The sequence below is a fragment of the Blautia sp. CAG:257 genome (assembly GCF_000433815.1).
Lineage (GTDB): Bacteria > Bacillota > Clostridia > Lachnospirales > Lachnospiraceae > Blautia_A > Blautia_A caecimuris.
The window spans coordinates 1-13,275 of record NZ_HF999053.1 but is presented as its reverse complement, the minus strand read 5'-3'; the positions used below and the strand labels follow the sequence as shown (position 1 = coordinate 13,275).

8 protein-coding genes are annotated in these 13,275 nt (G+C 45.0%); all 8 read left to right on the top strand.

Annotation, left to right across the window (positions count from 1 at the left end; all coding sequences use genetic code 11):
• Window positions 1–4: 4 nt before the first annotated feature.
• The 8 genes from rpoC to tuf all read left to right on the top strand — a co-directional run bounded on the left by rpoC (window position 5) and on the right by tuf (window position 12,887).
• Window positions 5–3,721: a DNA-directed RNA polymerase subunit beta' gene (gene rpoC / locus QVP40_RS06975; RefSeq protein WP_022067754.1), complete on the top strand. Its 3,717-nt coding sequence runs from the start codon at window positions 5–7 to the stop codon at window positions 3,719–3,721.
• Between the two features lie 432 nt (window positions 3,722–4,153).
• The gene (locus QVP40_RS06970; RefSeq protein WP_022067752.1) at window positions 4,154–5,974 is read left to right on the top strand and encodes a serine/threonine-protein kinase; all 1,821 of its coding nucleotides are present in this window, start codon (window positions 4,154–4,156) and stop codon (window positions 5,972–5,974) included.
• Window positions 5,940–6,785: a PP2C family protein-serine/threonine phosphatase gene (locus QVP40_RS06965; protein WP_022067751.1), complete on the top strand. Its 846-nt coding sequence runs from the start codon at window positions 5,940–5,942 to the stop codon at window positions 6,783–6,785. Before QVP40_RS06970 ends, QVP40_RS06965 begins: the two co-directional genes overlap by 35 nt.
• Window positions 6,782–7,999 carry a hypothetical protein gene (locus QVP40_RS06960; protein WP_022067750.1) on the top strand — a complete coding sequence of 406 codons (1,218 nt, stop codon included), beginning with the start codon at window positions 6,782–6,784 and terminating at the stop codon, window positions 7,997–7,999. Before QVP40_RS06965 ends, QVP40_RS06960 begins: the two co-directional genes overlap by 4 nt.
• Window positions 8,000–8,186: 187 nt before the next feature.
• Window positions 8,187–8,603, top strand: coding sequence for a 30S ribosomal protein S12 (gene rpsL, locus QVP40_RS06955; protein WP_022067749.1), 417 nt, complete (start codon window positions 8,187–8,189; stop codon window positions 8,601–8,603).
• A gap of 375 nt (window positions 8,604–8,978) precedes the next feature.
• The gene (rpsG, locus tag QVP40_RS06950; protein ID WP_022067748.1) at window positions 8,979–9,449 is read left to right on the top strand and encodes a 30S ribosomal protein S7; all 471 of its coding nucleotides are present in this window, start codon (window positions 8,979–8,981) and stop codon (window positions 9,447–9,449) included.
• Between the two features lie 18 nt (window positions 9,450–9,467).
• Window positions 9,468–11,585 (top strand): elongation factor G, encoded by a 2,118-nt coding sequence (gene fusA, locus QVP40_RS06945; protein WP_022067747.1) that lies wholly within the window; start codon window positions 9,468–9,470, stop codon window positions 11,583–11,585.
• 108 nt (window positions 11,586–11,693) lie between these two features.
• Window positions 11,694–12,887, top strand: a complete 1,194-nt coding sequence (gene tuf, locus QVP40_RS06940) for an elongation factor Tu (protein ID WP_022067746.1) — start codon at window positions 11,694–11,696, stop codon at window positions 12,885–12,887.
• Window positions 12,888–13,275: the final 388 nt, after the last annotated feature.

Sequence of the window (13,275 nt, the reverse complement as noted above, 5' to 3'; positions counted from 1 at the left end):
ATACATGGCAGAAACAACCAATACCAATGAAACATATCAGCCAATGACTTTCGATGCCATTAAGATCGGACTGGCGTCCCCTGAGAAGATCAGAGAGTGGTCAAGAGGCGAAGTAACAAAGCCTGAGACTATTAACTACCGTACTCTGAAACCGGAAAAGGACGGACTTTTCTGTGAAAGAATCTTCGGGCCCAGCAAAGACTGGGAGTGCCATTGCGGTAAATACAAAAAAATCCGCTACAAAGGCGTTGTGTGCGACCGATGCGGCGTAGAAGTCACAAAGGCATCTGTCAGAAGAGAGCGTATGGGTCATATTGAGCTTGCTGCTCCGGTATCCCATATCTGGTATTTCAAGGGTATCCCGTCCAGAATGGGACTTATCCTTGACCTCTCTCCGAGAACATTGGAAAAGGTTTTATATTTCGCAAACTATATCGTACTGGACCCGGCTGATTCCGGGCTTCAGTACAAACAGGTCCTTACAGAAAAGGAATACCAGGATGCCCGTGAGTCCTATGGATACGGCTTCCGTGTAGGAATGGGCGCAGAGTCTGTAATGGAGCTTCTGCAGGCCATTGATCTGGAAAAGGATGCTGAGGAGCTGAAGGCAGAGCTTGTGGATGCAACAGGACAGAAACGTGCCAGAATCATCAAACGTCTGGAGGTTGTGGAATCCTTCCGTGAGTCCGGCAACCGTCCTGAGTGGATGATCATGACAGCAATTCCTGTTATCCCGCCGGATCTTCGTCCGATGGTACAGCTTGACGGCGGACGTTTTGCAACATCTGACCTGAACGACCTGTACAGAAGAATCATCAACAGAAACAATCGTCTGAAAAGACTGCTGGAGCTTGGCGCTCCGGATATTATCGTCCGCAACGAGAAACGTATGCTGCAGGAAGCAGTAGATGCTCTTATTGACAACGGACGCCGCGGACGCCCGGTTACCGGTCCTGGAAACAGAGCTCTGAAATCCCTTTCCGATATGCTGAAAGGTAAATCCGGACGTTTCCGTCAGAACCTTCTGGGTAAACGAGTTGACTACTCCGGACGTTCTGTTATCGTCGTAGGACCTGAGCTGAAGATTTATCAGTGCGGTCTTCCGAAAGAGATGGCTATCGAGCTGTTCAAGCCTTTTGTTATGAAAGAGCTTGTTGCAAACGGTACCTCTCACAACATTAAAAATGCAAAGAAAATGGTGGAGAAGCTCCAGCCGGAGGTATGGGACGTTCTCGAGGACGTTATCAAAGAACATCCGGTTATGCTGAACCGTGCGCCTACACTGCACCGTCTTGGTATCCAGGCATTTGAGCCGATCCTTGTAGAAGGTAAGGCTATTAAGCTTCATCCCCTTGTTTGTACCGCGTTTAATGCGGACTTCGATGGTGACCAGATGGCGGTACATCTTCCGCTTTCTGTTGAGGCTCAGGCAGAGTGCCGTTTCCTCCTGCTGTCACCAAACAACCTTCTGAAACCGTCTGATGGTGGCCCGGTAGCCGTTCCTTCACAGGATATGGTTCTTGGTATTTACTATCTGACACAGGAAAGACCGGGATACCCGGGAGAAGGTAAGTTCTTCAAGAGCGTAAACGAAGCAATCCTTGCTTATGAGAACAAGGTTATCACTCTGCAGTCAAAGATCAAGGTTCGCTGCACAAAGACAATGCCGGATGGAACAGTTCTTACCGGCAATGTAGAATCCACACTGGGACGTTTCCTGTTCAACGAGATTCTTCCGCAGGATCTTGGATTTGTGGACAGAAGCATTCCGGGCAACGAACTTCTGCTTGAGGTTGACTTCCTTGTAGGTAAAAAGCAGCTGAAACAGATTCTGGAAAAAGTTATCAACACTCATGGAGCTACCAAGACAGCTGAGGTACTTGACGCTATCAAGTCCACAGGTTATAAGTACTCCACTCGTGCTGCCATGACGGTTTCCATTTCCGATATGACTGTGCCGCCTCAGAAACCTGAGATGATCCAGAATGCACAGAATATCGTAGATAAAATTACAAAGAACTACAAACGTGGTCTGATCACAGAGGAAGAGCGTTATAAAGAGGTTGTTGAAACCTGGAAGAAGACTGACGATGAGCTTACAAGAGCCCTGCTTGACGGTCTTGACAAGTACAACAACATCTTCATGATGGCCGACTCCGGAGCCCGTGGTTCTGATAAGCAGATCAAACAGCTTGCAGGTATGCGAGGCCTGATGGCAGATACAACCGGTCACACCATTGAGCTTCCTATCAAGTCAAACTTCCGTGAAGGTCTTGACGTACTGGAGTACTTCATGTCTGCGCATGGAGCTCGTAAAGGCCTTTCCGATACAGCTCTTCGTACAGCCGACTCCGGTTACCTGACCAGACGAATGGTTGACGTATCCCAGGAGCTGATCGTTCGAGAGACAGACTGCTGCGAGACAAGAGACGAGATCTCCGGTATGTATGTCAAAGGCTTTATGGACGGCAAAGAGGAGATCGAAAGCCTTCAGGAGCGTATTACAGGAAGATTCTCCTGTGAGACGATCAAGAATAAAGACGGTGAAGTGCTTGTAAAAGCAAATCACATGATTACACCAAAACGTGCAGCCAGAATCATGGCTGAGGGTGTAAACGCAGAGGGCGGAGCAATTGATCAGGTTAAGATCCGTACAATTCTTACCTGTAAATGTAAAGTCGGTGTCTGCGCAAAATGTTACGGCGCCAACATGGCAACAGGTGAGCCTGTACAGGTTGGAGAGTCTGTTGGTATTATTGCTGCTCAGTCTATCGGTGAGCCGGGTACACAGCTGACCATGCGTACTTTCCATACCGGTGGTGTTGCCGGCGGCGATATCACACAGGGTCTTCCTCGTGTCGAGGAGCTTTTTGAGGCACGTAAGCCGAAGGGTCTTGCGATCATCACTGAGATTCCTGGTGTTGCAGTTATCAACGATACCAAGAAGAAACGTGAGATCATTGTTACAGATCCGGAAAGCGGAGAGTCCAAAACATATCTGATTCCTTATGGATCACGTATCAAGATCATGGATGGTCAGACACTTGAGGCTGGTGACGAGCTGACAGAGGGTAGTGTAAATCCGCATGATATCCTGAGAATCAAAGGTGTTCGTGCAGTTCAGGATTACATGCTCCGTGAGGTTCAGCGTGTATACCGTCTCCAGGGTGTTGAGATCAGTGACAAGCACATTGAGGTTCTTGTACGTCAGATGCTGAAAAAGATCCGCATTGAGGACAATGGAGATACTGAATTCCTTCCGGGCACACTTGTAGATGTTCTCGACTTTGAGGAAGTAAACGAGCAGCTTGAAAAAGAAGGAAAGACTCCGGCAGAAGGAAAGCAGGTAATGCTTGGTATTACCAAAGCTTCTCTGGCTACAGATTCCTTCCTGTCAGCAGCATCCTTCCAGGAAACAACCAAGGTTCTTACCGAGGCTGCTATCAAAGGTAAGGTTGACCATCTTGTAGGTCTGAAAGAAAACGTTATCATTGGTAAGCTGATTCCTGCAGGAACAGGTCTGAAACGCTACAGCGCGATCAAGCTTGACACAGGAATGCCGGAAGAAGAGGAAGAGGAAGTAACAGAGGACATTACAGAAAATGATGCAGATGTTACACCGGAGGAAACCTCTGAGACAGCTGAAACTGAAGAAGCAGTAGAAGAAAGCAGCGAAGATAATTTCGTTGAAACAGAAGAAGCTGATTCTGAAGAAGAATAAATAAAAAGCGCAGAATATGCGCAGATAAAATACAAAGGAAGTCCGAATGGCTCACAGGCCTGAGGGCTTCCTTTGTATATATGGCTTTAGCATGTTCAAGATCTCGGCGTATCCGGCAGATGTTTTGGATAAGGGGAAAAATCTGTTTTTTGCAGAGAGAATATATATGGAAGGAATTTATTACAGACTGTTCTAAGAAGGGATTTTAATAGGTGAATTTAGAAAGCAGTTTGTGTAAATCTTAAAAAAATATGAAAAATTATGGAATAAAATCGAAAAATACAGACAGATGGAAAGGCTCATGTTATAATGACTTATCGGCAGAAAATAAGGGTAAATTCAAACAATAATTTTGCTGACAGATAAATGACAGAGCTGAAGGTGGTTCAGATAACTGTCAGATATCAGCAATCATGAGGGGAGGGAAGAGGAATGGAAAAACAGCTTCCGATTTCGGTATGGCCGGAATGGAAGATCATCGAAAAAATCGGTGAAGGTTCTTTTGGAAAGGTTTATAAAGCGCAGAGAATCGTACAGGGGAAGACGTTTTATTCTGCTATCAAGGTTATTACCATTCCTTCCAGCCAGGGAGAACTGAGCAGTGTCCGTTCTGAGAATCCTGATGAACAGTCAGTGAAAGAATATTTTCACAGCCTTGTGGAAGACTGTATTCAGGAAGTCAGTACCATGGAGTATTTTCGTGGAAATTCTCATGTAGTATCAGTAGAAGATTACAAGGTTGTGGAATATCTGGATGATATCGGGTGGGATATTTATATTCGAATGGAGTATCTGACAGGATTTCTGGATTACTGTATGGGCAAGGAACTTACAGAGAAGGAAGTTATCCGGCTGGGAATCGATCTGTGCAAAGCTCTGGAATATTGCCAGAAACAGAATATCATCCACAGAGATATTAAACCGGAAAATATATTTGTATCAAGATTCGGGGAATTCAAGCTGGGAGACTTTGGAATCGCCAGGGAACTGGACAGAAATGTAAATGGTCTTTCCAAAAAAGGCACGTTTTCCTATATGGCGCCTGAAATGTATCGGGGTGAAGACTATGACCAGCGGGTAGATATTTATTCGCTTGGAATTGTATTGTACCGATTAAGAAATCACAATCGCCTTCCATTTATTGATCTGGAAAAACAGCTTATTACATATCGTGATAAAGAAAATGCACTGACCAGAAGAATGTCGGGAGAGGAACTTCCTGCACCGGCAGAGGCTGCTGACGGGCTGGCGAAGGTTATTTTAAAGGCCTGTGCGTACAGACGTGAAAACAGGTATCAGACTCCGGAAGAATTTCGGGAGGCGTTGGAAGCAGTCAGATATCAGGAACAAAAAACGCCAGTAAAGCATACGGAAGAACCTGAAAAAACGGAAAATGCAAAAAAAACGCAGATCAGAGAAAAGGAAAGAAAGCCTGTTTCCGAAAAAGTCCATTATGGAGAACCGGAGCCAGGAGGCACTATTGTGCTTCGGCAGGAAGGCGAAAGATCCGGAAACCGGAAGACGGAATCTGCAAAAAGAAGAACTATACAGTCTGAAACCGGAAACCAAAATCGCAGAAAGAGAGGAACTTCCGGCAGAAAAAAACAGAAAAAGCGTTTTGATCCCCTGATTGCAGCAGTGGTTGTAATGTTTATTGCTGTGTGTATTGCAGTCAGTGTTTTTGTGTGGCTGATCAGAGAGAATGCAGAGCTTCAGAGGCTGAAGCAGTCTGTAACTGAAACTATGGAGTCTGCAGAAAACAAACAGCTTCAGGATACACTGAAAAAGATTGGCTCTCAGGCAACAGAAATTACGGAAAATCTGAATCACTATAACTGGATCGGATCTGAACAGGAAGGAAAGATCAGTTATCTGAAATCAGAAGGTACAGAAGCAGAACTGATGAAAGTCCTTATTTATCCGGAGCTTTCTGAGGATGGTTATTATGAAGAATACTATTACTGGGACGGAGATCTGTTTTTTGCATATGTGTGGGCAGATCACAATGTGTTTCCGGAATTAAAAACAGGCGAGCAGAAGGCAAATCTTTATTATTATGATGAGGGAGAAATGATCCGCTGGATAGATGAAAATAATATCTGTCATGATAATGAGACAGATAATTACGAATACAGAGAGCGGGCAGAAAAATACTGGAACAAAGCAGAAGAGTACGAAGCTGAACTGAATGTGGGAGTGTTGGCAGAAAGGACAGAAGATGGCGCAGTGGCAGAAGACAGCGTATCGCATTGAATATGCTTATGTATGTCATATAGGTAAAATACGAAATAATAATGAAGACAACTTCTGGTGCTGCGGAGAGCTTCTTCCTGCACAGAATCAGGGAATGGATCATATCAGAAGTGGAAGCGTTTCTCAAAAGGAGCTTCCGCTTCTGGCGGTATTTGACGGTATGGGCGGAGAAAGCTGTGGAGAAATGGCATCATACATTGCCGCATCCTCCTGCGGAGAATATTATGAACAGTACAGAGAGGAAATTTCCGAGGATCCGGAGCAGTTTTTGAAAAATGCCTGTATACGGATGAATCAGGCTGTGTGCGACTACAGTGCGGAAAATAAAATCCGGAGTATGGGAACAACGGCGGCAGTGCTTGCATTTGCCGGGAACCAGGTGTACGGCTGTAATCTTGGTGACAGCAGAATTTATCAGGCAGAGGACAGTCAGTTTCGGAGAGTCTCCCGTGACCATGTTCTGGGAGGCTCTCTTTTTGGAAAGTCTCCTCTTACACAATATGTAGGGATTCCGGAAGAAAGCATGGCACTGGAGCCGTTTATTGTAAAAATGGAGGTACATCCGGGAATGAGATACCTTCTCTGTTCGGACGGGCTTACGGATATGCTGTCAGACGGAGAGATCGCAGATATTCTCACAAGAGAGCTTCCCGTTCAGGAGACTGTGGAGCTTCTGCTTGAACGGGCGCTGAAAAAGGGCGGGAGAGATAATGCAACGATGGTGCTTTGTGAGATCAGAGAGCCGGAAAAGACCTGGTTTCATAAAATGCTGGACAGGATGCACAAAAGAGATGAGGGTGATGAAAAATGAAAAATCGAATGCAGGATCTGGATTTTGAGCAGACGGTTGCTTTTGACCGTGTGGAGGATTTTGAGTTTACAAGAAAAGCAGTTCAGCGTTTTCGTCAGGTGGTAAGTCTGGAAGGCTTTGAGGATGAAGATGCAGATGTGATCTTTCATTATCTGTATAAAGAAATGGAACTGGTGTCTTTTGGAGACCATCTGAAACGGTATATTTATGAGAGAGCCGGGCTGGAAGAACCGTTTGCAGATGTAACTCAGGATATTTACAGAGATATCGTAATAGAATCTTTTCATGAAACCTGTACGCCAAAGTCCATGAAGCCTACATCCACAAAGCTGACTTCCCTGGTAAATAACTGGCTTACTCAGGCATCTGTAAAAAGAGAAACGGTGTTTCTTCTGGGATTCGGACTGCGAATGAGCGCAGATGATGTTTCGGATTTTCTTACCAGAGTGCTCAGGGAGCAGGATTTTGATTTCCATAATCCGGAAGAGGTTATTTACTGGTACTGCTACTTTAAACAATATGGATATCACAAGGCGGAGGAACTGAAAAACAGATACAGTGAGCTGGAGCCGGATGAGAATTACACAGAGGCTTCCAAAGTATTTTCGGGAGGACTGTGTCTTGACAGCGAGGAAAAGCTGTTTCAGTATCTGGCGTATGTAAAAGCCGGAACAGATGACCCCATGTCAGAAAAAAGTCAGGCGTTCCAGGAATTCTGCCGTCTTCTGAACAGAGCAAAGGAAATTATTGCTTCTATGTATCAGGGGGACGAGGAGGAAAAAGAGCGGGGCAAGGTGTGGAAGGTTTCTGATATTTCGGATTCCGATGTGGAAAAAGTAATCTGCAGCGGGATACCTGTTAATAAAATGGGTAATCTGAAAAAAATGTCAGCTTCTATTCTGGCAAAGCATTTCAGTCAGAAAAGGTTCAGCAGACAGCGGATCAACAGCATTATGAATCATAAGTTTCCGGTGGAACGCTTTGATCTGATCACCCTTGAGTTTTTTATCGTATCCCAGGAAATGCAGGATGATGATCCTTACAGCAGATACCGTCATTTTCTGGAAGAGATCCAGGCAATTCTCCATAAATGCGGAATGAGTGAGATTTATATTGTAAATCCATATGAATGTTTCCTTTTAATGTGTCTGCTGACCGACTGTCCTCTGGCAGTGTTCGCGGATATCTGGGAGATGTCCTATGAGGAAATGTGAGAAAAGAGAAAAAGTCGGCGATTACATTAAAAATAATGCAGAAAATACCTTGACAGCCGTATTTTTACGGGATATAATGAGCAGGCGTGCAACAGGAATGCATTTCTTTTTGTGCGTATAAATACGAAATAGCAACCGCACAACCCCATGGGAATCCATGGAGAAAATAATCGGGAGGTGAAATGGAATGCCAACATTCAACCAGTTAGTAAGAAAAGGACGTCAGACCACTGTAAAGAAATCTACAGCACCGGCTCTGCAGAAGACATTCAACTCTTTAAGAAAGAAATCAGTAGAGCAGTCTGCACCGCAGAAACGTGGTGTTTGTACAGCAGTTAAAACTGCAACCCCTAAAAAACCTAACTCCGCTCTTAGAAAGATCGCCAGAGTTCGTCTTTCCAACGGAATCGAGGTAACAAGCTACATTCCGGGAGAGGGACACAACCTTCAGGAGCATAGCGTTGTTCTTATTCGTGGTGGTAGGGTTAAAGACTTACCTGGTACAAGATACCACATCATCAGAGGTACTCTTGATACAGCAGGTGTAGCCAACAGAAAACAGGCCCGCTCCAAATACGGCGCTAAGAGACCGAAGAAAAAATAAAGCAGATTTTGTAGCGTAGTGAAGAAATTTGCGATATTTCTCGAGCATGAAGTGTTTGAGAAAGTTCCCGCCTTTTAAGAGGGAGGGAAAACTTTAAAGATATCAGTCTCGGTCGCAGGGCGATTGAGAAAGTTCCCGTCTGAAATGAGAGGATTCCACTGTAGGATCATCAGACAGGCAGTAAATTTCCATCATAAATAAAGGACAGGAACATCATATTTATCATTTGTAAGATCACGAACGGCTATAAATTTTGTACGGTATTCCATATACCCTGTCGGTTGCGGGTTAATATAGGACTTTACCAGTGCGAACACCTTAGTTTTTGAAGTGAGTACCGATGATATAATCATATTGATTAAGGAGGGAAGTAACGTGCCACGTAAAGGACATACTCAGAAAAGAGACGTTCTGGCAGATCCGATGTACAATAACAAAGTGGTTACCAAGCTTATCAACAACATCATGCTTGATGGTAAGAAGGGTGTCGCTCAGAAAATTGTATACGGAGCATTCGCCAGAGTAGAAGAAAAAGCTGGCAAACCAGCTATCGAAGTTTTTGAAGAAGCTATGAACAACATCATGCCTCTTCTTGAAGTAAAAGCAAGACGTATTGGTGGTGCTACTTATCAGGTTCCGATCGAGGTAAGAGCAGACAGACGTCAGGCGCTGGCTCTTCGCTGGCTCACAATGTACTCTCGTAAAAGAGGCGAGAAGACAATGGAGGAGAGACTTGCGAACGAGCTTCTTGATGCAATGAACAACACAGGTGCATCTGTTAAGAAGAAAGAAGACATGCACAAGATGGCTGAGGCAAATAAAGCATTTGCTCACTATCGCTTCTAATTAGAGGAGGAAAATCCATTGGCTGGAAGAGAATATCCATTAGAGAGAACCAGAAATATCGGTATCATGGCGCATATCGATGCTGGTAAAACTACAACAACAGAGCGTATTCTTTACTATACCGGCGTTAACTACAAGATTGGAGATACCCATGAAGGTACTGCTACCATGGACTGGATGGAACAGGAGCAGGAAAGAGGTATCACAATCACTTCAGCAGCAACAACATGTCACTGGACTCTGCAGGAAAACTGCAAAGCAAAACCGGGTGCTCTTGAGCATCGTATCAACATCATTGATACCCCGGGACACGTTGACTTTACTGTTGAGGTAGAGCGTTCTCTTCGTGTATTAGACGGCGCTGTTGGTGTTTTCTGTGCAAAGGGTGGCGTTGAGCCGCAGTCTGAAAACGTATGGCGTCAGGCTGACACATACAACGTACCGAGAATGGCATTTATCAACAAAATGGACATCCTCGGCGCTGACTTCTACGGAGCTGTAGAGCAGATCAAGACCCGTCTGGGCAAAAATGCAATCTGCATTCAGCTTCCTATTGGTAAAGAAGATGAATTTAAGGGAATCGTTGACCTGTTTGAGATGAAAGCATACATCTACAATGATGACAAGGGCGATGATATCTCTATCGTTGATATTCCGGAAGATATGAAAGACGATGCAGAGCTGTATCGTACAGAGCTTGTAGAGAAGATCTGCGAGCTGGATGACGATCTGATGATGGAGTATCTGGAAGGTGAAGAGCCGTCTGTAGAGGCTATGAAAGCAGCACTGAGAAAAGCTACATGCGAGTGTGCAGCAGTTCCGGTTTGCTGTGGTACAGCTTACAGAAACAAAGGTGTTCAGAAGCTTCTTGATGCAATCATCGAGTATATGCCGTCTCCTCTTGATGTGCCGGCTATCGATGGAACAGACCTTGATGGAAATGAAATTGTAAGACACTCTTCTGATGAAGAGCCGTTCGCTGCACTTGCATTCAAGATCATGGCTGACCCATTCGTAGGAAAGCTTGCTTTCTTCCGTGTATACTCAGGAACAATGAATTCCGGTTCCTATGTTCTTAACTCCTCTAAAGGAAAGAAAGAGCGTGTAGGACGTATCCTTCAGATGCATGCGAATAAGAGACAGGAACTTGACAAAGTTTATGCCGGCGATATCGCTGCAGCAGTAGGATTTAAAGTAACAGGTACAGGTGATACCATCTGTGATGAGCAGCATCCGGTTATCCTGGAATCCATGGAGTTCCCGGAACCTGTTATTGAGCTTGCAATCGAGCCTAAGACAAAGGCCGGCCAGGGCAAACTTGGCGAGGCTCTTGTAAAACTGGCAGAGGAAGACCCGACATTCCGTGCACATACAAACCAGGAAACTGGACAGACAATTATCGCCGGAATGGGTGAGCTTCATCTGGAGATCATCGTTGACCGTCTCCTTCGTGAATTCAAGGTAGAGGCTAACGTAGGTGCTCCTCAGGTTGCTTATAAAGAGACAATCACCAAGGCTGTTGAAGTAGACAGCAAGTATGCAAAACAGTCCGGTGGTCGTGGACAGTATGGTCACTGTAAAGTTAAATTCGAGCCTATGGACGCTAACGGCGAAGAGCTGTATAAGTTCGAGTCCACTGTTGTCGGCGGTGCTATTCCGAAGGAATATATCCCGGCAGTTGGCGAAGGTATCGAAGAGGCCATGAAAGCTGGTATGCTTGGCGGATATCCGGTTGTTGGTATCCATGCTAATGTATATGACGGTTCTTACCATGAGGTCGATTCTTCTGAGATGGCATTCCATATTGCAGGTTCTCTTGCATTCAAGGATGCTATGCAGAAAGCATCCCCGATTCTTCTTGAGCCAATCATGAGAGTCGAGGTTACAACTCCGGAAGATTACATGGGTGATGTTATCGGTGATATCAACTCCCGTCGTGGACGTATCGAAGGTATGGATGACATCGGCGGAGGCAAGATGATCCGTGGATTCGTTCCGCTTTCCGAAATGTTCGGATATGCAACAGACCTTCGTTCCAGAACTCAGGGACGTGGTAACTACTCCATGTTCTTTGAGAAGTATGAGCCGGTTCCGAAGTCCGTACAGGAAAAGATTCTTTCCAAGAAAGACGCTTAATAAAATACTTGCAAATATCCTTGATTTGCAATATAATCAAGGATAGCAAGTTTATTTTGAAAAATATGCTCTGACAAAAGAGTCAAGTTTTAAGGAGGACATTTTAAAATGGCAAAGGCTAAGTTTGAGAGAAGCAAACCGCATTGTAACATTGGTACCATTGGACACGTTGACCATGGTAAAACAACACTTACAGCAGCTATCACAAAAGTTCTGGCAGAGAGAGTAGCTGGTAACTCCGCTACAGATTTCGAGAACATTGATAAAGCTCCGGAAGAGAGAGAGCGTGGTATCACTATCTCTACAGCACACGTTGAGTATGAGACAGAGAAGCGTCACTATGCACACGTTGACTGCCCAGGACATGCTGACTACGTTAAGAACATGATCACTGGTGCTGCTCAGATGGATGGTGCTATCCTTGTTGTTGCAGCTACAGACGGTGTTATGGCTCAGACAAAAGAACACATCCTTCTTTCCCGTCAGGTAGGTGTTCCTTACATCGTTGTATTCATGAACAAATGTGATATGGTTGACGATGAGGAGCTTCTTGAGCTGGTTGAGATGGAAATCCGTGAGCTTCTTTCTGAGTATGACTTCCCAGGAGATGACCTTCCGGTTATCCAGGGTTCCGCTCTGAAAGCTCTTGAAGACCCGAACGGCGAGTGGGGCGACAAGATTATGGAGCTTATGGCTGCAGTTGATGAGTACATTCCGGATCCGCAGCGTGATACAGATAAAGACTTCGTTATGCCTGTAGAGGACGTATTCTCTATCACAGGTCGTGGTACTGTTGCAACAGGCCGTGTTGAGGCTGGTGTTCTTCACGTATCTGAGGAAGTTGAAATCGTTGGTATCAAAGAAGAGACACGTAAAGTTGTTGTAACTGGTATCGAGATGTTCCGTAAACTTCTTGACGAGGCTCAGGCTGGTGACAACATCGGTGCACTTCTTCGTGGTGTTCAGAGAAACGAGATCGAGCGTGGACAGGTTCTTGCTAAACCAGGCACAATCACATGCCATACAAAATTCACAGCTCAGGTTTACGTTCTGACAAAAGACGAGGGTGGCCGTCATACACCATTCTTCAACAACTATCGTCCGCAGTTCTACTTCAGAACAACTGACGTAACAGGTGTTTGCAACCTTCCAGAAGGAACAGAGATGTGCATGCCTGGAGATAACATCGAAATGACAATCGAGCTGATCCACCCGATCGCTATGAGCCAGGGTCTTACATTCGCTATTCGTGAAGGTGGACGTACTGTAGGATCAGGCCGTGTTGCTACAGTTATCGAGTAATATTCGATAAGCAATGAGCAGTGTAGGGACGAGGAAAATATCCGATGCGAGTTTACTCGTATGAGGATATTTGACGAAGGACTTACAGGGCGAATGCCCGACCGAGATGAAGCGTAGCGGAATCGAAGGCGTGTACTGCGAATATATCTAAATATAGAGTACCGTAAGGTACGTTGTGTCCAAACGTAAGATACCCGTAGAACTTCGGTTCTACGGGTTTTTCTGTTGCCTGGAAATATATAAAAGGGCGGAAAAGAATAACGAACAGTATAAAAAAACGTAAGCGCAAAATAATTCGACGGATTGTGTTACCCTAAAAATGAATCCATAATAATCATTAGAAAATGCAAGCATTTCACTTCATCTTCTCTTGCTAGAAATGATAGAT

What these genes read in the sequence shown, in the direction of transcription:
- rpoC (WP_022067754.1), top strand. Translation starts at nt 5, where the DNA reads ATGGCAGAAACAACCAATACCAATGAAACATATCAGCCAATGACTTTC.
- QVP40_RS06970 (WP_022067752.1), top strand. Translation starts at nt 4,154, where the DNA reads ATGGAAAAACAGCTTCCGATTTCGGTATGGCCGGAATGGAAGATCATC.
- QVP40_RS06965 (WP_022067751.1), top strand. Translation starts at nt 5,940, where the DNA reads ATGGCGCAGTGGCAGAAGACAGCGTATCGCATTGAATATGCTTATGTA.
- QVP40_RS06960 (WP_022067750.1), top strand. Translation starts at nt 6,782, where the DNA reads ATGAAAAATCGAATGCAGGATCTGGATTTTGAGCAGACGGTTGCTTTT.
- rpsL (WP_022067749.1), top strand. Translation starts at nt 8,187, where the DNA reads ATGCCAACATTCAACCAGTTAGTAAGAAAAGGACGTCAGACCACTGTA.
- tuf (WP_022067746.1), top strand. Translation starts at nt 11,694, where the DNA reads ATGGCAAAGGCTAAGTTTGAGAGAAGCAAACCGCATTGTAACATTGGT.